The organism is Streptomyces sp. NPDC050264 (genome assembly GCF_040655895.1).
Classification (GTDB): domain Bacteria; phylum Actinomycetota; class Actinomycetes; order Streptomycetales; family Streptomycetaceae; genus Streptomyces.
On sequence record NZ_JBFAKV010000021.1, the window covers coordinates 24,146 to 42,625 of the forward strand.

General features: G+C 72.3%; 16 protein-coding genes. 7 read left to right on the top strand and 9 right to left on the bottom strand.

Features of this window, described 5'->3' with window-relative positions; all coding sequences use genetic code 11:
• Positions 1 to 3: 3 nt before the first annotated feature.
• Positions 4 to 603, bottom strand: coding sequence for a universal stress protein (locus AB0J02_RS30950; RefSeq protein ID WP_363197118.1), 600 nt, complete (start codon positions 601 to 603; stop codon positions 4 to 6).
• Positions 604 to 702: 99 nt separating this feature from the next.
• On the opposite strand from AB0J02_RS30950, the gene AB0J02_RS30955 reads away from it, so the two are divergent.
• The gene (locus AB0J02_RS30955) at positions 703 to 2,187 is read left to right on the top strand and encodes a PLP-dependent aminotransferase family protein (protein WP_363197119.1); all 1,485 of its coding nucleotides are present in this window, start codon (positions 703 to 705) and stop codon (positions 2,185 to 2,187) included.
• Positions 2,188 to 2,366: 179 nt separating this feature from the next.
• Here AB0J02_RS30955 and AB0J02_RS30960 read toward each other — a convergent pair whose 3' ends face one another.
• Entirely contained in the window at positions 2,367 to 2,696 is a 330-nt protein-coding gene (locus tag AB0J02_RS30960; protein WP_363197120.1) for a DUF5955 family protein, read from the bottom strand.
• Between the two features lie 194 nt (positions 2,697 to 2,890).
• Here AB0J02_RS30960 and AB0J02_RS30965 point away from each other — a divergent pair, with 194 nt between their 5' ends.
• Positions 2,891 to 3,493 (top strand): nucleotidyltransferase family protein, encoded by a 603-nt coding sequence (locus tag AB0J02_RS30965; protein WP_363197121.1) that lies wholly within the window; start codon positions 2,891 to 2,893, stop codon positions 3,491 to 3,493.
• Positions 3,494 to 3,691: 198 nt separating this feature from the next.
• Entirely contained in the window at positions 3,692 to 5,314 is a 1,623-nt protein-coding gene (gene aceB / locus AB0J02_RS30970) for a malate synthase A (protein WP_363197122.1), read from the top strand.
• A gap of 132 nt (positions 5,315 to 5,446) precedes the next feature.
• Here the strand turns inward: aceB and AB0J02_RS30975 are convergent, their stop codons facing one another.
• The 6 genes from AB0J02_RS30975 to AB0J02_RS31000 form a co-directional block, all read right to left on the bottom strand.
• Positions 5,447 to 6,361 carry a HipA family kinase gene (locus tag AB0J02_RS30975; protein ID WP_363197123.1) on the bottom strand — a complete coding sequence of 305 codons (915 nt, stop codon included), beginning with the start codon at positions 6,359 to 6,361 and terminating at the stop codon, positions 5,447 to 5,449.
• Between the two features lie 101 nt (positions 6,362 to 6,462).
• On the bottom strand, positions 6,463 to 7,119 hold the full coding sequence (locus tag AB0J02_RS30980; protein WP_363197124.1) for a DUF5825 family protein: 657 nt from the start codon (positions 7,117 to 7,119) through the stop codon (positions 6,463 to 6,465).
• 36 nt (positions 7,120 to 7,155) lie between these two features.
• Positions 7,156 to 9,105 carry a RiPP maturation radical SAM C-methyltransferase gene (locus tag AB0J02_RS30985; RefSeq protein WP_363197125.1) on the bottom strand — a complete coding sequence of 650 codons (1,950 nt, stop codon included), beginning with the start codon at positions 9,103 to 9,105 and terminating at the stop codon, positions 7,156 to 7,158.
• 93 nt (positions 9,106 to 9,198) lie between these two features.
• Positions 9,199 to 9,327, bottom strand: a complete 129-nt coding sequence (locus tag AB0J02_RS30990; RefSeq protein ID WP_256359348.1) for a hypothetical protein — start codon at positions 9,325 to 9,327, stop codon at positions 9,199 to 9,201.
• Between the two features lie 18 nt (positions 9,328 to 9,345).
• Positions 9,346 to 11,148 (bottom strand): alpha/beta fold hydrolase, encoded by a 1,803-nt coding sequence (locus AB0J02_RS30995; protein ID WP_363197126.1) that lies wholly within the window; start codon positions 11,146 to 11,148, stop codon positions 9,346 to 9,348.
• Positions 11,145 to 12,401, bottom strand: a complete 1,257-nt coding sequence (locus tag AB0J02_RS31000) for an MFS transporter (RefSeq protein ID WP_363197127.1) — start codon at positions 12,399 to 12,401, stop codon at positions 11,145 to 11,147. The genes AB0J02_RS30995 and AB0J02_RS31000 overlap by 4 nt, the downstream gene beginning before the upstream one ends.
• A 598-nt stretch (positions 12,402 to 12,999) precedes the next feature.
• Here AB0J02_RS31000 and AB0J02_RS31005 point away from each other — a divergent pair.
• The 3 genes from AB0J02_RS31005 to AB0J02_RS31015 are packed head-to-tail and all read left to right on the top strand — an operon-like array spanning position 13,000 to position 16,329.
• Complete coding sequence (locus tag AB0J02_RS31005) at positions 13,000 to 14,265, top strand: FAD-dependent monooxygenase (protein ID WP_363197128.1); 1,266 nt, start codon at positions 13,000 to 13,002, stop codon at positions 14,263 to 14,265.
• A 16-nt stretch (positions 14,266 to 14,281) separates the two neighbouring features.
• Positions 14,282 to 15,574, top strand: a complete 1,293-nt coding sequence (locus AB0J02_RS31010) for a VWA domain-containing protein (RefSeq protein WP_363197129.1) — start codon at positions 14,282 to 14,284, stop codon at positions 15,572 to 15,574.
• Positions 15,574 to 16,329 (top strand): hypothetical protein, encoded by a 756-nt coding sequence (locus tag AB0J02_RS31015; protein ID WP_363197130.1) that lies wholly within the window; start codon positions 15,574 to 15,576, stop codon positions 16,327 to 16,329. The genes AB0J02_RS31010 and AB0J02_RS31015 overlap by 1 nt, the downstream gene beginning before the upstream one ends.
• 145 nt (positions 16,330 to 16,474) lie before the next feature.
• On the opposite strand, the gene AB0J02_RS31020 is transcribed toward AB0J02_RS31015, so the two are convergent.
• Positions 16,475 to 17,125 (bottom strand): helix-turn-helix domain-containing protein, encoded by a 651-nt coding sequence (locus tag AB0J02_RS31020; RefSeq protein WP_363197131.1) that lies wholly within the window; start codon positions 17,123 to 17,125, stop codon positions 16,475 to 16,477.
• A 135-nt stretch (positions 17,126 to 17,260) separates the two neighbouring features.
• Here AB0J02_RS31020 and AB0J02_RS31025 point away from each other — a divergent pair, with 135 nt between their 5' ends.
• Positions 17,261 to 18,469, top strand: coding sequence for a pyridoxal phosphate-dependent aminotransferase (locus AB0J02_RS31025; protein ID WP_363197132.1), 1,209 nt, complete (start codon positions 17,261 to 17,263; stop codon positions 18,467 to 18,469).
• Positions 18,470 to 18,480: the final 11 nt, after the last annotated feature.

The following is an 18,480-nucleotide window of genomic DNA, read 5'->3' on the forward strand; positions in this document are numbered from 1 at the left end:
GGCTCAGAAATCCGCCGGAGTCATATGGCGCAGGGCACGCAATTCCGCCCGCCCTGCCAAGCGCACCGGAACCGAGAGGACCGGGCACACCGCGTGCCGCCGTACGAACCGGTGCACCCCGCCGCGGCGGCCTCGTACGCCGATGACGATGAGGTCCTCGGGACCGGTCGCCAAGGCGGTCAGCGCGGGTCCTGGCCGGGAGCGTACGACGCGGAGCGACACGTCCGGGCCGCCGGGCGGCGGTCCGCCCAGCGTCTCCCCGACGGCCCGGGTCAGCTCGGCGCGCGCGAAGGAATGCCAGTGCTCGGCCCACTCACGGTCCGGTCGGCGCCGGTACATGCCCTCGCCCTCCGGCGGCTCCCAGGCCCGCACGGCCACCAGTTCGCGCCCGCGCCGCGCCGCCTCGGCCGCCGCCGAGCGCAGGGCGACGCGGCTCGCCGGGGAGCCGCTGACGCCGACGACGACCCGGCCGGGCCGGTCCGGCGCGGCCGGGGATCGCGGCCTGCGGCGGGTCCCCCACAGGCGCCCGCCCGTCGCTTCCTCCGCGCGGCGCTGCAGCACCCGCTCGTACCGGTCGCTGAAGCCGCTCCTGTCGGCGTGCATGACGTGCCTCCTCGTTCCCACCCGGGCCACCTCTGTGGGCCACTTCCGAGTCTGTAGATAGATTGGCCTGGACAGCAGGGCCAATGACGGGAATGTGGCATGGCAGGCGGAGCAGGAGTCCACGGCCTGGACAGCGCGGCCGGGCGGCCGGGAGCCAAGCGCCTCGCCGCTCTGGTGACGGGCGTCGCCGGGGAGCGGCCGGGCTACCGCGCGCTCGCGCAGGGCATGCGGACGCTGCTCCTCGACGGGCGGGTGGCGCTGCACACGCGGCTGCCGGCCGAGCGCGGGTTCGCGGTGACGCTCGGGGTCAGCCGGGCCACGGTGACGGCCGCGTACGACCTGCTGCGCGAGAGCGGGTACGCGCGCAGCAGGCGCGGGGCCGGGACGTGGACCGAGCTGCCCGAGGGCGCGCGCCTGACGAGCGTGCGCACGCCGGAGGCCGGGGAGGACGTGATCGATCTGGCCATCGCGGCTCCCGGCGCGCTGGCGGACGAGCTGGCCGCCGCCTACGCCGCCGCGAGCCAGGATGTGGCCCGGCACGCGCTGACGCCCGGCTACCACCCGTACGGTCTGGCGGAGCTGCGGGGGGCGATCGCCGAGCGGTACACGCGGCGCGGTCTGCCGACGCGGCCGGAGCAGATCCTGGTCACGTCCGGCGCCCAGCAGGCGGTCGCGCTCACCCTCACTCTGCTCGGCAGGCCCGGCGACCGGATCGCCGTGGAGAACCCGTCGTACGCCAACGCCCTTTCCGTGATCCGGCAGTTGGGGCTGCGCACCGCTCCCGTGCCGGTGACGGAGGACGGCTGGGACGCCGAGCTGTTCGGCGCGACCCTGCGGCAGTCGGCGCCCCGGCTCGCCTATCTCATCCCCGACTTCCAGAATCCGACGGGCCGGCTGATGCCGCCCGACCAGCGCCGGCGGATCATCGCCGACGCCCGCGCGACGGGCACCTGGCTGGTCGTCGACGAGACGATCGCGGACATCGCGCTGGACACCCCGACGCCCCCGCCGTTCGCCTCGCTGGCGCCGAACGGCGGCGAACAGATCGTCACCGTCGGCTCGCTGAGCAAGGGGCACTGGAGCGGTCTGCGGGTCGGCTGGGTGCGGGCGGGCGCGCGGCTGATCACGGAGCTGACGGCGCAGCGTGTGATGGCCGACATGTCAGGTTCCGTGCTCGACCAGCTGGTGGCTCTGCGGCTGCTCGGGCGTGAGGAGGAGATCCTGCGCCGGCGTCTGCCCCTGCTGCGTGACCAGCGCGATCAGCTGGCCGGTCTGCTCGGGCAGGAATTCCCGGACTGGCGCTGGCAGGTCCCGCCCGGCGGGATGTCCCTCTGGATCGACCTCGGCCGGCCGATCGCCTCGGCGCTGGCCGGCGCGGCGCTGCGGCACGGGGTGCGGATCGAGGGCGGGTCACGGTTCGGCGCGGACCCCGGCACGTTCGAGCACCGGCTGCGCTGGCCCTATACGCAGCCGGCCGAGGTCGCCGAGGAGGCGGTGCGCCGGGTCGCCGCGGCCGTCGACGCGGGGGTCGGCGGCCTCGGCCAGGCGGGCGACGAACCGGGCCGCCCGCACTGGGTGGCCTAGGTCCAATGCCGTTGCGTTACGGGCGATCTTGCCCTTCGTCGCCCCAGGCTCATGAACCGCCGTGACACGGTGGACTCCTGCGGTTCTTGAGAATGTCACCAGGATGCGCGCCGCGCCTGCGCTCGGGGGTGCACGCACCAAGATCGCGGCTAAGGCAACGGCATTGGACCTAGGGCCTGTCACCGGTGCGGAGCCGGTCCCCCGAACAGTTCGATCGCTCCGCGCACCTCGGTGAGCGCTGCCGACAGGGCGCTGACCGACCCGATCGCGCCCGCGACCAGCAGCAGCGAGCGGCGCAGCCGTGGTACCTCGGGGCTGCCGCGGCCCACCATGGCGTCGAGGGCCGCCAGCTCGTCCTCGGCGATGCCCCGGTCCGCGAACTCGGCCGGGTGGGCGGCGAGTTCGCGGCGCAGCCGGGACACTGCCGTGCGCAGTTCCGCCACCCGCGGGTCCTCGTCGCTGCCGGTCACCGGAGTCCGCCCCTGTCTGTGCTCCACGCTCCGCAACACAGGTCTCCCCCTCGCACCTCGTTGTGCGCCTGTCGTACGCCTTCGCCGCGAACCCGCGCGGGGCGCTGATCGAGCGCCCAACTCGGGTTCGAGGGCGCCCAGTTAACGCCACGACCGCCTTTCGCGCCAGTCCGTTGCGTAAGGCAACTCTGCGTATGCGGGCACCGGCCGGCCCCGTGCGGTATGCAGGGGGCATGACGACCAGAGAAACGGACGGGGTGGCCGGACTGCTGCTCGCCGCGGGCGGCGGGCGGCGGCTCGGAGGGCGCCCCAAGGCCCTGCTGTCCCATCGCGGGCGCCCGCTCGTGGAACACGCGGTGCGCGTGCTGCGCGAGGGGGGTTGCGGGCCGCTGCACGTGGTACTCGGAGCGGCGGCCGGTGACGTACGGGCGCGGGCCGGGCTCGAAGGGTGCGTGATCGTGGAGAACCCGGAGTGGGAGGACGGCATGGGGTCGTCGCTGCGGGCGGGCCTGGACTCCCTCGCCGGCACGGGCGCGGCCGCCGCGCTCGTCCTCCTCGTGGACCAGCCGGGTATCGGCGCCGCCGCGGTCGCCCGGGTCCGGTCGGCGTACCGCTCGCCTGCGTCCCTGGTGGCGGCCGCGTACGACGGGGAGCGCGGGCATCCGGTGCTGTTCGGCCGGGACCACTGGGCGGGGATCGCGGCGAGCGCGGACGGGGACCGCGGGGCCCGCGCCTACCTCAAGGAGCACGCGGGGGCCGTGGAGCTGGTGGAGTGCGGGGAGGTCGCCGAGGCGTACGACATCGACACGGCGGCGGACCTCCGCCACCTTGAGTGAAAGACGTGGCACTGAGCGCCACGTTCTGTCGACTCAGAGAATCTCGACATCAACAAACGATTGAACTTCCACGATAAGGAAACTAATATCCACTGCTGAGAAGGGCCGGTCCCGGAAAACGGGGCCGTCAGCCGTACCCAGGCGCCCCGGCACCGCATGCCGCCCGCGCCGCCGCTCGCTGAAGGAAGTGACAGCCTCATGTCCGCACCAGCGCCGTCCCCGCTGGCCATCGTCGACGCCTCGCCCCTGCCCCGGCAGGACGAGGTGCTCACCGATGCGGCCCTCGCCTTCGTGGCCGAGCTGCACCGGCTGTTCACGCCCCGGCGTGACGAGCTCCTCACCCGCCGCGCCGAGCGCCGCGCCGAGATCGCCCGCACCTCCACGCTCGACTTCCGCCCGGAGACCGCCGCGATCCGCGCGGACGACTCCTGGAAGGTCGCCCCCGCTCCCGCCGCGCTGAACGACCGCCGCGTCGAGATCACCGGCCCGACCGACCGCAAGATGACGATCAACGCGCTCAACTCGGGCGCGAGGATCTGGCTCGCCGACTTCGAGGACGCGTCGGCGCCCACCTGGGAGAACGTGATCGGCGGCCAGCTGAACCTCACCTCCGCGTACACCCACTCCATCGACTTCACCGACGAGCGCACCGGCAAGTCGTACGCGCTGAAGGACGCCGACGAACTCGCCACCGTCGTGATGCGCCCGCGCGGCTGGCACCTGAACGAGCGCCACCTGGTGGACGGAAGCGGCACGCCGGTCCCCGGCGCCCTCGTCGACTTCGGCCTCTACTTCTTCCACAACGCCCAGCGCCTCATCTCGCTCGGCAAGGGCCCGTACTTCTACCTGCCGAAGACGGAGTCGTACCTGGAGGCCCGCCTCTGGAACGACATCTTCGTCTTCGCCCAGGACTACGTCGGCATCCCGCAGGGCACCGTCCGCGCCACGGTCCTCATCGAGACGATCACCGCCGCGTACGAGATGGAGGAGATCCTCTACGAGCTGCGCGACCACGCGAGCGGTCTCAACGCCGGGCGCTGGGACTACCTCTTCTCCATCGTCAAGAACTTCCGTGACGGCGGGCAGAAGTTCGTCCTGCCGGACCGCAACCTGGTGACGATGACCGCCCCCTTCATGCGGGCGTACACCGAACTCCTCGTGCGCACCTGCCACAAGCGCGGCGCGCACGCCATCGGCGGCATGGCGGCCTTCATCCCGTCGCGCAAGGACGCCGAGGTCAACAAGGTCGCGTTCGAGAAGGTCCGAGCCGACAAGGACCGCGAGGCCGGCGACGGCTTCGACGGCTCGTGGGTCGCGCACCCCGACCTGGTGCCGATCGCGATGGCCTCCTTCGACGCGGTCCTCGGTGAGAAGCCGAACCAGAAGGAGCGGCTGCGCGAGGACGTGGCGGTCGCCGCCGGTGACCTGATCGCCATCGACTCGCTCGACGCGAAGCCCACCTACGACGGTCTGGTCAACGCCGTCCAGGTCGGCATCCGCTACATCGAGGCGTGGCTGCGCGGCCTCGGCGCCGTCGCCATCTTCAACCTCATGGAGGACGCGGCCACCGCCGAGATCTCGCGCTCGCAGATCTGGCAGTGGATCAACGCCGGTGTCGTCTTCGAAAATGGCGACACCGCCACGGCCGACCTGGCCCGCAAGGTCGCCGCCGAGGAGCTGGCGAACATCCGCGCCGAGATCGGCGAGGAGGCCTTCGCGGCCGGCAAGTGGCAGCAGGCCCACGACCTGCTGCTCCAGGTCTCCCTGGACGCGGACTACGCGGACTTCCTGACGCTGCCGGCGTACGAGCAGCTCGGCTGAGCGACCCGTGTCCAAGCCCCCGGCATCGCACGGTGCCGGGGGTTTCGGCGTCCGTCGCCCGGTCGTCGGGTGCGGGTCTCGTCGTGGCTGGTCGCGCGGTTCCCACCGGCCGTACGCCGAAGGCCTACCCGCTCAGCCGAGATGCACGGACCAGTCCTGCTCCGCCCCGGGCTTGCCGTGCAGGTCGGGCACCTGCTTCAGCCAGGCCGGCCGGCCCTTGCGGGTGGCGGCGGCGCGCCGCGCGTCGGCGACCGCCAGTTCGTCGCGGGACGGGAAGTCCGTCGGCAGCCACACCGCCGAGCTTCGGGCGCGGGCGAGCAGATACGTGACGTAGGCGTCGCGCACCGCGTCGGGGCTCTCGAAACCCGGCTCGTCGGTGAGCCAGGCGTCCGGTACGAGGGCGACGACCTCGCGCAGCAGTTCCTCGGTGACACGGGGTGCCAGTTCGGCGTCGGCCGCGCGGGTGTCCGGGGCGTAGCCGCCGAGCGCGTGGTGCCGGAAGTCGTAGGCCTTGTCGGGCGCGGCCGCGTCCCAGCGGTGGTGGAAGACGAGCGCCGCGCCGTGGTCGATCAGCCAGAGCCTCGGCCGGACCGTGCCGGACGTGGGCCAGACCATGAGGTTCGAACTGTGCACCGTGCGGTCGACGTTGACGGTCAGCGCGTCCAGCCAGACGATCCGGCCGGCCTCCAGCGGGGTGACCGGGAACTCCTCGGCGACCTCCGGCGTGAAGTCCGCGGCGCCCGGCAGGAAGTCCATGCCGAGGTTCAGCCCCGCGCTCGCCCGCAGCAGGTCCTGGACCTCCTGGTGCGGCTCGTCGGCGGCGACCGCCGGGTCGAAGTGGGCGAGCACCAGCTCCGGGAAGCGCAGCCCGAGCCGCCGGGCCAGCTCCCCGACGACGATCTCGGCGACCAGCGCCTTGACGCCCTGCGCGGAGCCGGTGAACTTCAGCACATACGTCCCCAGGTCGTCGGCCTCCACCACCCCGGGTACGGAGCCTCCGGTGTGCAGCGGGTTCACGTAGCGGGTGGCGGTGACTTCTCTCAGCATTTCCTCAGGTCCCCTGCCCCTTCGACCTTGCGAGCCGGCATGAAGGGGGCATAGTAACCGAGGGTGATCGCCGGATGCCCGAGAGCCCTTTCCGGCGGCTTTCAGATCGCGATCGACTGCTGAAGCCATCGGCTGACGCGATACGGCAGCCACCACGCGTACGCGCCCACTTCGAGGACGAGTTGTTCCGTGCGGAAGTCGTCGAGGACGCTCTTCGCGACGGTGTCGGCGGGGGCGCCGTAGTCGAGCAGGCCGATGGCCGTGTCGTACTCGGGTTCGTCGGCGGTGAAGCGGCGCAGTTCTCCCCAGCGGCGGTCGCGGATCTGAATGAAGCCAGGACCTTTGCGCCACAGGCACTTGCACAGGTAGTGGCCGCGCCGCCACGTCCTCAGCGCTTCCTCCTCACCGCCGTCGGGGCCGTGCAGGGAGGCGGGCGGCTGGAGGTGGCTGAGCGGCCGCCAGCTCTCCCCCGCCCGCGGGTCCAGTCGCAGCTCCCACTCGACCATGACCGCGCGCGCGGTCAGATCCCGGACCAGGGAGAGGCCGTACAGGGCGGCGGCCGGGTCCGCGGCGGCGGTCAGGTCGATCGGGGCGGGCAGCCGTACCCGGCGTGCGCCCAGCTCCCACAGGCGCGCGGCCTGGCCGCGGGCCGGTCCGGGCAGCGGCACCTCGCCCAGGGACATGCCGGGCAGTTCACATGCGGCGGGGTCGTAGTCGCGCCAGGCCAGGAGCGTCGGCGCGGTGACGGTGGCGGTCATGTCGGGGTCCTCCGGTTGCGTCCGGGACGGGCGGGGTCAGGCCGGCTCGGGGACGGCGGTGCCGTCCTGCGCGACGGCTGCGCGGTCGGCGTCTGCTTCGGCTTCGGCCGCGTGGATGTGCCGCATGAAGTCCAGGCGCAGCAGGTCCTCGTTGACGGCCGCCGGGGCGATGTGGACGTACTGGCCCGCGTCGGCGAAGACGATGCCGAGAGCGCGCCAGGAGTCGAGGAGCTGCTGGACTTCGTCTTCGTCGCGGGCCGTGCCGGTGGCGCGGGCCGCGGCCTTGCGGGTGAGTGCCTGGACGCTGTGGGGCTGGTCGAGGAGGCGGAAGACGGTCAGTTCGAAGGGGTCCGTCAGTTCCATGGCACGCCAGGCGAAGGCGCGGCGGCGGCTGACCAGGACGATGCGGTCTCCGTGGTCGTCGTGGGTGAGGCGGGCGTCGGTGTGGTGCTTCTTCCAGTCGGCGAGGGCCGCGTTGAGCCCGCTGACGGTGGGTTCGCCGATGCCGCGGGCGGGCGCCTCGAAGACGTACGCCATGCCGTACAGCTCTTCCTCGGGCAGATCGTAGGTGAAGCGGTAGTGGGCCTCGGGGCGCAGGCCGGTGAAGCCCAGTTCGGGGCGCTCGAAGTAAGGGCTGAAGCGTTCGATGGCGATACGGGCGGACAGGTCGACCGGCGGGTCGAGGTGTTCCAGGGCGGGAAGCTGGGCGATGACGGGGTCGTAGTCCTCGGCGCTCTCGCCGGGGAAACCGTGCAGGTAGTTCCAGGCGACGGAGAGGCCCGTCTCGGCGCCGTCGCGGAGCATCCGCACGTTCTGGCAGCCACTGACCCCCTTGTCCATCAGGTCGAGGACCCGGCTGTTGAGGCTCTCGATGCCGGGCTGGACGTAGATGAGTCCGGCGTCGGCGAGGGTGCGCAGCTGGCTGCGCTTCATGTTGGCCTTGATCTCGATGTGCAGGCGCAGGTCGTAGCCGCTGTCGATGATGCGGGGCAGCACGGTGGTGAGGTAGCGCATGTCGAGGATGTTGTCGACGACGTACATGTCGAGGACCCGGTGGCGGCGGGCCAGCTCCATGATCTCGTCGTAGAAGGTGTCGGGACTCTTCGAACGGAACTCCATGAACGAGCCGTTGAGCCCGCAGAAGGTGCAGTGGTGTTTCTCGCCCCACCAGCAGCCGCGCGCGCCCTCGACCACGAGTTTGGGTTCCACCCAGTTGCGGGCCACGGAGGCGGCGAGGCGCTCGAAGTAGCCGCTGTAGTCGGGAGGCAGGATCGCGGCGGGTGGCAGCGGCCTGGTGGCCATGGCGTTGGCGACGCTCCGGCCGGTGGCGTCGCGGTGGCAGAGGCCCGTGATGCCGTCCAGCGGGGTCTTCTCCGCGAGTGCGGCGAGGAGGGCGGGGAAGGCGGCCTCGCCCTCTCCTCGTACGACGTGGTCGACGAAGGGGAAGTTGCGGTGCACGGTGGCACCTTGTTCGCCGTCGCAGTTGGCACCGCCCATGACGGTCACGATGTGCGGGGCGAGTTCCTTGACCCGGCGGGCCGCGGCGAGCGCGGCGGTGTTCTGCTGGAAGGTGGAGGTGAAGCCGACGACGTCGGGTTCGCTCGCCACGATCTGCCGGGCGATCATTTCGACGAACTCGGGGGCGATCCTGTGCAGTTCGCGCGTCATTCTCATCCGCGCGGACTTGAGCCTGCCGGTCATCGTGGCGACGAATTCGTCCTCGCGCCAGGCCGGATCGTCGTACAGGGCGGAGGAGAAGACCCAGTCGCCGCAGCCCATGAAGTAGGAGGAGAGGGCGTAGTACTCGTAATCGTCACCGGTGAACTCGGTGCGCTCGGTGATCCAGTCGGTGAACATGAGGTTGGCGTGCAGCACTTCGGCGGTGGCGTCGGGAACGCGCTCGTCCACGCTCCGTTTGAGGATGCCCAGGGCCAGTGACGGCAGGTCGATGGGCGACCAGGGCATGTTGACCAGCAGTACGCGCATGGGCATTTCCTCCTGACGGTGGTGAGAGCCCGGGACATGACACAGGCTCTGAGGGCCGGCCGGCCCCGGGCGTCCGGGGCCGGCCGGTGTGGATCAGTCCTCGACGGTGTCGTCGCCGTCTTCGGCGTTACGGAACGGGACGGTGACCGTGATGCCGACGCTCGGCTTCCGGTTCGTCTCGTCCTCCGCCAGCGGGTCGTTGTGGATGACGTCCTTCTGCATGGGCTTTCTCCTTCGGCTTCAGTGTTCGACGGTGTGGTGCACTGACCCCTCTCCGGACGGAGAGGGGCGTCTTGGTGGGGTGGTGCGAGCGGTGCCGCGGAGCTCCTGGTCGAGGAAGCGCACCGCGCGGCGCAGCACGGTCACGTGGTCGCTGCCGTCGTAGCCGTCGTGCCCGGAGTCGAGCCACAGGGACTCGTGCGGGGCGCCGGCCGCGTGCAGGGCGGCGAGGTAGGAACGGACCTGTGCCGGGGGGCATTTGGTGTCGTGTGTGGCGGCGACGACCAGGAGCGGATCGCGCACCCGGGCGGCATAGCGGATCGGGGAGCTGCGCGTGTACGCGTCCGGTACTTGTTCGGGGGTGCCGCCGAACAGTCGCTCGTCCAAGGCGCGCAGTGCGGGCGGGGCGGCGACGTGGGCGGCGGTGTAGTCGGCCACGGGTTTCACGGCGACGCCGGCCTGCCACAGTCCTGGGTGGGTACCGAGGGCGAGCAGGACGAGATAGCCGCCCCAGGAGGTGCCCCACAGCCCGGTGGCGTCCGGGCGGATCAGTCGCCGCCCGGTGAGGTCGGCGTGCACGGCGGCGAGGTCGGTGACCTGGGTGTGCCCTACGCCGTTTCGGTAGGAGCGCTGCCAGCGAGAACCGTAGCCGGTGGAGCCGCGGTAGTTGACCCGGGCCACGGCGAAGCCGGAGGCGACCAGGGAATGCACGGTGCCGTCGTAGGCGTCGCGGTCGTGATCGGCGGGGCCGCCGTGCACGAGGAACACGGCGGGGTGGGGTCCGGGCCCGGACTCGGGGAGGCTGAGCAGGGTGTGCACCGGGCCGTCCGGGCCCGGGGTGTGGATGTCACGGAGGGTGCCGGGGACGCGGCCGTCGACGGTGCCGAGCGGGGGCAGCGGGGTGCCGGCCGTGGAGGTCATGCGGGGCGGGTGGGCGCTGTCGGTCCACAGCGTGTGCAGGTCGTCGCCGGGGCGGGGGGCCGCGTCGAGCAGGGCGCCGGGCGGGGTGGGGACGGGGTCGAGGGTGCGGCGTGCGAAGTCCGCGCGGTGGAGCAGGGAACGGCCGTGGCGGTCCTGGCGAATCAGTGCGGCGTTGCCGTCGGGGTACCAGCGGGCGGTGAACTGGGTGTCCAGGGTGCACCAGTCGTGGGTGACGGTACCGGTGGCGGCGGTCCAGGTGGCGAGCGCGTAGCAGTCCTCGCGCTCGCGGGCCAGCAGCAGTGTGGTGTGGTCCCGGGCGGGGCTGAAGCCGAGGGCCCACAGCCTGCCGTGCGGGCCGTCGCCGGGCAGGACCGCGACAGTGATGCCGTCGGGGGTGAGGAGGGTGACGGCGCGGGACGCGTCGGCGGTGCGGGCGAGGGCCAGCAGTTCGCCGCGGGGGGCGAGTCCGGCGAGCGAGGCGGGGCCGTCCACGCGCGTCACCTCGCGGCCGGGGCCGCCGCGCGGCCCGACGCGGATCGTGGTGTGGTCGTCGAGGCCTACGCCGAGGGCGGCGGTGGCTTCGGCGGTGACGGCGAGTCCACGGGCGGTCCCGTCGGGGACGCCGGTCAGACCGGGCCGGTCGCGGCCGCCCCCGAAGGGCTGGAACCGCCAGTGCCCGACGCCCCGGGCGTCCTCGGCGAACCACCACACCCGTGCGTCCGCGTCGATCGCGCCGTGCAGGGTGCCGCCCGGCCGGTGGGTGACGCGGCGGGCGCGGCGGGCGGCGGCGTCCCAGGTGAAGACCTCGCAGCGGCCCTCGGCGTCGGCGGTGAACACCATGCGGTGCGGATCGGTGGCGCACACCTCGGGCAGGGCGGCGCGGTAGACCTGGAAGCGGCTCACGCTGCGGCCTCCGTGAGGGCGGCGCGCCGGGTGGTGTACGCGGCGAGCAGGACGAGCAGGGCGGCACAGCCCAGTGCGGGGACGGCGGAGTCCACCTGGTCGGCGAAGAGACCGGCCAGGACCGGCGCGAGGGCGGCGGTGGCGCCGGAGGCCGTGGCGATCACCGCGCCGACCCGGGCCTGCAGTTGAGGCTCTGTCGTCAGCAGGGCGCGTGCCTGAAGGACGACCGCGGGCAGCGGCAGGAGGAGGCTGATCCCGCCGAGCAGCACGCCGTACGTCCACGGCCCGTCGGCGAGTGCGAGGGCCGCGGTGAGCGGGACCAGCAGCCAGGTGACCACGATGAGGATGCGGGCGGCGCCCAGTCGGGCCGCGGCCCTGGGTGCGGCGAGAGACCCGGCCAGGCCCGCGGCGCCGGTGACGGCGAGGACGAGGCCGAGCGGGAGCGCGCCGGTGCCGGAACGTTCCAGCACGAACACGGCGGAGTAATACAGCGTCACGGCCACGCCGTTGACGAGCGCGACCCATGTCAGGACGAGACGCAGCAGTGGCCTTCGCCGCACCAGCCGCAGCCCGGCGGCGGCCTCGCGCAGCAGTCCGTCGTCCGAGTCGCCTGAGCGGCCTGGGTTGTCCGGGTCGTCCGAAGGGACGTCACCGGCCTTCAGGTCCGTGCGCATCGCACGTACGCAGCAGGCGACGACGGCATAGGAAAGGGCGTCGGCCACGAAGGGCAGGGCGCGGAAGAGCTGGTAGGCGGCTCCGCCGAGGGCAGGACCCAGGACGAGCGCGCCTTGGTCGGCGGACGCGAGCCGGGCCACGGCGCGCGGCTGATCGCCGGGTGGGCAGACCAGGGCGACCGTGCCGCGCGACGCGGCGTCGTGGCAGGCGGTGGCGAACCGCTCGACGAGGACGGCGACGACGAGGTGCGGGAGCGTGAGGTGTCCGACCACGAGGGTCACGGCGATGGACCCCATGGCGAGCGCGGCGACGGCCGCGGACCAGACCATGATGGCCTTGCGGGCGCCGCGGTCGGCGGGAACGGCGGCGAGCGGCCCGAGCAGCAGTCCGGCGGCCAGCGAGAGCCCGGCGACGAGCCCCGCGGTCTGCGGTGAGTGGCCGAGACCGAGAAGCAGCAGCGGCAGAACGGCTCCGGACGCCTGGGTGCCGAGCGCGTCGGCGGCGTTGGCCCACCAGAAGAGGCGGAAATCCCTCGCGGAAGCCTTCTTCGACGGGGAGGGAGAACCTCCGGGGCGCAAGGAACCGGAGGAGGTGCGGCGGCCCCGGAACAGCCGGGGCCGTGTTAAGTCATCGCGGTGGTGCGGCGCTCCCGCCTGCGTAAACGACTCCACGCACTTCCCTCACATAAATGAAGTAATCGTGCAGGGTATGTAGAAAGCGAAACGAGCGGGATCGTAGCCAGCGCTCAGAGCGAGCTACAAGGTGGCGAAGTGACTGGCTGAAAAGAGTGCAGGCGCGGAGGAGCGGTGGAGGTTCCCGCGTCCACGCCTGAGGGAAGGGGGCCTTCCGGTGCTGTCTGCGAACCGGGTGGGGTTTGAGTGGCAGGTGTGAACTGTGAGGCACGCCGATTCGACGTATCCCCTCAGGCGCCACCGAGGTGAGAGCGAATGGTGAGGCGTCGGCTCCGCTCCTGGACAGGGCCGGCGCCGGTTCCCTCCCGGCCGAGGATGGCCAGTTCTTGTCGCCCCGTTCCGCCCACGTCCTGGCTGAACGACCGGGCGCCGTACGGCGCCCGCCCCGGGTTCTCGCCCGGTGGCTCGCACCTGCGAGGATCATCCGCGGCTTCCGCCAGCGGACCGCCCCCTTCCCCTACCAGAACGGAACGGACACACGGACATGGGCAAGAGCACAGCATCCGTCGCGGTCGTCGGCGCCAGCATCGCGGGCTGCGCCGCGGCCCTCGCCGCGCACCGCGGCGGCCTGCGCGACATCACGGTCCTCGAGCGCGCCACCGGGCCGCTCGGCGAGCGGGGTGTGGGGATCACGTTGCACAACGCCCGTTACGCCGAGCTGGAGGCGTCCGGCTATGTGGACGCCGGGATGCCTTGGGTGCAGATGACGACGCGGCGCTGGTACGTGCGGGACAAGCGGGCCGGGGCGCCGACCGGGCGGGCACTGTGGACGACTCCGCTGCCCTTCCGCACCTACAACTGGGGACCTCTGTGGCAGGAGTTGAGGCGCCGGATCCCCGCGAACGCCGACTTCCGGGCCGGGGCACAGGTCCAGCAGGTGACGCCGGCGCCGGACGGCGCGGGCGCCCTCGTGGATCTCGGCGCCGGCTCGCCCGAGCACTTCGACCTGGTGATCGGCGCGGACGGCTACCGGTCCGTGGTGCGGGCCGCGGCCTGCGGCGACGTACGCCCCGCCTACGCGGGGTACTTGGCGTGGCGCGGCGCGTTTCCCGTCGAACGGCTCACCGCGCCGGAGCTCTGGCCCGAGGACGAGGCCGCGTACGTCGTCTTCCCCGGCGGCCACCTGGTCGTGTACCGCATCCCCGACCCGGCGACCGGCGGGCTGCGCGCCAACTGGATCCTGTACACGACGCCGCCGCCCGGCCACGACGCGGCGCTCTCCTCCCCCACGAGCCTGCCGCCGGGCACCGCGTCGGACACACTGCGGGACCATCTGGCGTACGTGGCAGAGGAGTTGCTGCCCCCGTTCTGGGCCGAGGTGGTCATGGCCACCACCCCGGACGAGCTGATCCTCCAGCCCCTCTACGACTTCACGGCCGACCGGTACACGGCGCCCGGCATGCTCCTGGTGGGCGACGCGGCGACCGTGGCCCGGCCGCACACCGGCGCGGGCGCGGTGAAGGCCCTCCAGGACGCGACGGTCCTCGAATCCGCCCTGACGTCGACCGCCACCCTGCCCGACGCCCTGGCCGCGTACGACGCGGACCGCACCCCGGCGGGCCGCGCGATGGTCGGCCTGGGCCGCGGCATGGGACAGGCGATGGTGACGGAGACCCCGGACTGGGGTGCGCTGGACGCCGCCGGGATGGAGGCCTGGTGGGCGGGGATGGACAAGGCGGGTGCTTTCGGGGGACGGGAGTTGGCGCGAGGGCGCGAGCAGAGGTCTCGTTTTGGCGTGTCTCCGTCCTGATCCATAAGATCCGCCGATGATCACAAGACAACGGCTGGCGGCGGGCGCGTGCGCCGCGCTCGCCGCCCTGGCCCTGGGCGGCCTCGCGCCCACCGGCATCGCGGCGGCCGCCGACGAGCCCGCCGGGGACACGCCCGCCCCCAAGGTCGAACTCGTCCTGGACGTCAGCGGTTCCATGCGCGCCCGCGACATCGACGGCGACTCCCGGATGGCCGCGGCGAAGCAGGCGTTCAACGAGGTCCTCGACGCGACGCCCGAGGAAGTGCAGCTCGGCATACGCACGCTCGGCGCCAACTACCCGGGCGAGGACCGCAAGACGGGCTGCAAGGACACCGAACAGCTCTATCCCATAGGCCCGTTGGACCGCACCGAGGCGAAGACCGCCGTCGCGACGCTGCAGCCCACCGGCTGGACCCCGATCGGCCCGGCCCTGCTGAAGGCCGCCGACGACATGGACAAGGGCGAGGCCGGCGGCACCCGCCGCATCGTCCTCATCAGCGACGGCGAGGACACCTGCCAGCCGCTCGACCCGTGCGAGGTGGCCCGCGAGATCGCCGCGAAGGGCATCGGCCTCACCATCGACACGCTCGGCCTGGTGGCCGACGCCAAGACCCGCGCGCAGCTCTCCTGCATCGCCGACGCCACCGGTGGCACGTACACCTCGGTCCGGCACAAGGAGGAACTGAGCGACAGGGTCGGGCAGTTGGTGGACCGGGCGGCCGACCCCGTGGTCACGCCCGTCGCCACCGAAGGTGCCGCGCAGTGCGCGGACGCGCCCGAGCTCAAGTCCGGTCTCTACACGGACCGCGAGAAGTTCGGCGAGCACCGCTACTACCGGGTGGACGTCGAGCCCGGCAAGGAGCTGCGCGCCTCCGTGAGCATCGCCGCCGACCGGGCCGTGAACCGTGACTACGGCGTGCTGCTGCGCGCGGTCACGAAGAGCGGCCGGGAGATCGTGCGCGGCCAGGAGTCCGGCGACGGCCGCACCGATGTCGTCTCGACCGGGCTGCGTTACCCGAAGGCCGAGCAGGACTCCGACGACGACGGCGGCGAGGCGCAGGCGGAGACGGTCTGCCTCCAGGTCTCGAACTCCTACTCCGCGCCCGCCTCCGTGAAGACGACCCCGGGTCTGCCGGTCGAGCTGACGGTCGACGTGGTGGACGGCCCGGACGCGGCGTCCGACGTGGCGGCGTTCGGCCTGGGCCGCGGCTGGTGGCTGCTGGGCACGCTGGTCGTGGTCGGTTTCCTCGCGGGTGTGCTGTGGGGCTGGGTCTCGCGCTGGCGTGTCGCCGTATGGAGGACCAACTGATGCGACGTACAGGGTTGTTGACAGGGCTGCTGCTGGGCCTCGCCTCGCTGGCGGCATTCACGGGGACCGCCGTAGCCGACGACGGTGACGGCGCGGAGAAGGCGCCGACGGAGGCGGGCACGTCGTTCCGTACGGCCACGTCGATCGCGCAGGAGCAGAAGGCGACGGCGAGCGCGTCCACGGGCGACTACCTGTACTGGTCGTTCGCGGCCGACTCGGGGCAGCGGCCGACGGTGAAGGCCACGGTCGACCTGCCCGAGGCGCAGGCCCGGCACGGCGCGCAGACCTGGCGGATCGACGTGTACGACGGGCTGCGCCGCCGCCAGTCCTGCATGTACGGGACCCAGGCGCGCACGGTGGCCGCCGACGCGGCGCACGTCGACCTGGCGTGCACGCTGCGCACGGTGCGGGCCTGGTCCGAGCCGTGGGCGAACGACCCGCTGCCCGGCACGTACTACGTACGGCTGACGGTGACCGGGCTTTCCGACACCGACCTGGGTGTGCCGGTGTCGGCGTCGGTCGAGGCCGCGTCCAAGGAGATCGGCGGCGCGGCGGCGGTGGACGGTTCACTGTCGACCCCGCTGGTTCCGGGCTCGACCGTCTCCGCCGACGACCACGACTGGGCCTCCGGCTGGTGGACCAGTCGCTGGGTCTGGACCGGTGCGGGCGCGGTGCTCGCCGCTCTCGCGGGTATCGGGGGTTACGCCCTGACGCGGGGCTCGGGCCGCCCCGGGCGGATCCCGCCCACCGTCTGACGCGAGCGGGTGCGCCCCGTCAGGGGCGCGGGGAACCGCGACCAGCCACGACGGTGGCGCACCCGCGAACGCGATCCCAGCCCCTACGGCGCGAGGGCACGGGGCTCCGCCCCGGACCCGCTCCTCGAACGCCGGAGGGGCTTGATCAGTTGGAGGAGCCGGACGGATTCGGACCCCTCAGCACCTTGGCCAGCGCCCCGTCCCCCGCGACATCGGCCCGCCCCCCGCGCACGGCCTCCACCAGCCGCACCGCTCCCCGGGCGACATCACCGCCGACCTCCCCGTCGAGCACGATCCGCACATCCGGTTCGCCCTGCGTGTACGCGCCCTCGCCGTACACCGGCTCCCCGCCCACGCGTACGTGGAACGCCCCTTCGTCCAGGCGCACCTCGACCACCCCGGGTTCCCCGAATTCCGCCAGCTCGCGCAGCAGGGGCAGGGCCAGCCAGTGCGCGCGCACCGCGTCCGTGGGCCGGCGCTCGCCCAGTTCGGGCGCGCCCCACTCGCCCAGTGCCAGCAGGACGGGCAGCAACCCCTGTCCGCGCCCGGTGAGTTCATAGACGTACGCCGAAGCGGGTGCCGGAAGTCTGCGGCGGGTGGCGAGCCCGTCGCGCTCCATGTCCTTCAGGCGTGTGGCCAGCATGTCCGTGCTGACACCGGGCAGGTCGGCGTGCAGATCGGTGTAGCGGCGCGGACCCGCGAGGAGCTCCCGGACGATCAGGAGCGTCCAGCGGTCCCCGACGGCGTCGAGAGCGCGGGCGGCGGCGCAGTACTGGTCGTAGCTTCGGCGTGGCATGGCTCGCAGTCTATGCAACTTGTTGGACTTTCCAAGCTCAAGCTTGGTAAAACCAAGTAACAACAGTCGCCTGGTCCGTACAGACAGGTCCGCACAGTCCGCACCGACACCCTGGTCCGCCTGGAGGGCACGCGCATGGAGTTCCGGCAGTCGAGCAAGCTCAGCGAGGTCTGCTACGAGATCCGCGGCCCGGTGATCGAGCACGCGAACGCGCTCGAGGAGGCCGGCCACAGTGTGCTGCGCCTGAACACGGGCAACCCGGCGCTGTTCGGCTTCGAGGCGCCCGAGGAGATCGTCCAGGACATGATCCGGATGCTCCCGCAGGCGCACGGCTACACCGACTCGCGCGGCATCCTCTCGGCCCGCCGCGCCGTCGCCCAGCGCTACCAGGGGCTCGGCCTGGAGGTCGGCGTCGATGACGTCTTCCTCGGCAACGGCGTCTCCGAGCTGGTGACGATGGCCGTGCAGGCGCTCCTCGAAGACGGCGACGAAGTCCTCATCCCCGCCCCCGACTTCCCCCTGTGGACCGCGGTCACGACACTCTCCGGCGGCAAGGCCGTGCACTACCTCTGCGACGAACTGTCCGACTGGTACCCGGACCTGGACGACATGGCCGCCAAGATCACGGACCGCACCAAGGCCGTCGTGATCATCAACCCGAACAACCCCACCGGCGCCGTCTACCCCAAGGAGATCGTCGAGGGCATCCTCGATCTCGCCCGCCGGCACGGCCTGATGGTGTTCGCGGACGAGATCTACGACCAGATCCTCTACGACGACGCGGTCCACCACAGCGCCGCCGCCCTCGCCCCCGACCTCGTCGTCCTCACCTTCTGCGGCCTCTCCAAGACGTACCGCGTCGCGGGCTTCCGCTCGGGATGGCTGGTCGTGACGGGGCCGCGGCAGCACGCGAAGAACTATCTGGAGGGCCTGACGATGCTGGCCTCCATGCGGCTGTGCCCGAACGCGCCCGCCCAGTACGCCATCCAGGCCGCCCTCGGCGGCCGCCAGTCGATCCGTGAACTCACCGTGCCCGGCGGCCGGTTGCACGAGCAGCGCGACAAGGCGTGGGAGAAGCTGAACGAGATCCCCGGCGTCAGCTGCGTCAAGCCGAAGGGCGCCCTGTACGCCTTCCCCCGTCTCGACCCGAAGGTCCACCGGATCGTCGACGACGAGAAGTTCGTCCTCGATCTGTTGCTGCGCGAGAAGATCCAGGTGGTCCAGGGCACCGGCTTCAACTGGCCGCGGCCCGACCACTTCCGCATCCTCACCCTCCCGTACGCTGACGATCTCGATGCCGCCATCAGCCGGATCGGCCGCTTCCTGAGCGGCTACCGCCAGTGACGCGGCCCCTC

What these genes read in the sequence shown, in the direction of transcription:
- AB0J02_RS30950 (WP_363197118.1), bottom strand. Translation starts at nt 603, where the DNA reads ATGCACGCCGACAGGAGCGGCTTCAGCGACCGGTACGAGCGGGTGCTG.
- AB0J02_RS30955 (WP_363197119.1), top strand. Translation starts at nt 703, where the DNA reads ATGGCAGGCGGAGCAGGAGTCCACGGCCTGGACAGCGCGGCCGGGCGG.
- AB0J02_RS30965 (WP_363197121.1), top strand. Translation starts at nt 2,891, where the DNA reads ATGACGACCAGAGAAACGGACGGGGTGGCCGGACTGCTGCTCGCCGCG.
- aceB (WP_363197122.1), top strand. Translation starts at nt 3,692, where the DNA reads ATGTCCGCACCAGCGCCGTCCCCGCTGGCCATCGTCGACGCCTCGCCC.
- AB0J02_RS30975 (WP_363197123.1), bottom strand. Translation starts at nt 6,361, where the DNA reads ATGCTGAGAGAAGTCACCGCCACCCGCTACGTGAACCCGCTGCACACC.
- AB0J02_RS30980 (WP_363197124.1), bottom strand. Translation starts at nt 7,119, where the DNA reads ATGACCGCCACCGTCACCGCGCCGACGCTCCTGGCCTGGCGCGACTAC.
- AB0J02_RS30985 (WP_363197125.1), bottom strand. Translation starts at nt 9,105, where the DNA reads ATGCGCGTACTGCTGGTCAACATGCCCTGGTCGCCCATCGACCTGCCG.
- AB0J02_RS30990 (WP_256359348.1), bottom strand. Translation starts at nt 9,327, where the DNA reads ATGCAGAAGGACGTCATCCACAACGACCCGCTGGCGGAGGACGAGACG.
- AB0J02_RS31005 (WP_363197128.1), top strand. Translation starts at nt 13,000, where the DNA reads ATGGGCAAGAGCACAGCATCCGTCGCGGTCGTCGGCGCCAGCATCGCG.
- AB0J02_RS31010 (WP_363197129.1), top strand. Translation starts at nt 14,282, where the DNA reads ATGATCACAAGACAACGGCTGGCGGCGGGCGCGTGCGCCGCGCTCGCC.
- AB0J02_RS31015 (WP_363197130.1), top strand. Translation starts at nt 15,574, where the DNA reads ATGCGACGTACAGGGTTGTTGACAGGGCTGCTGCTGGGCCTCGCCTCG.
- AB0J02_RS31020 (WP_363197131.1), bottom strand. Translation starts at nt 17,125, where the DNA reads ATGCCACGCCGAAGCTACGACCAGTACTGCGCCGCCGCCCGCGCTCTC.
- AB0J02_RS31025 (WP_363197132.1), top strand. Translation starts at nt 17,261, where the DNA reads ATGGAGTTCCGGCAGTCGAGCAAGCTCAGCGAGGTCTGCTACGAGATC.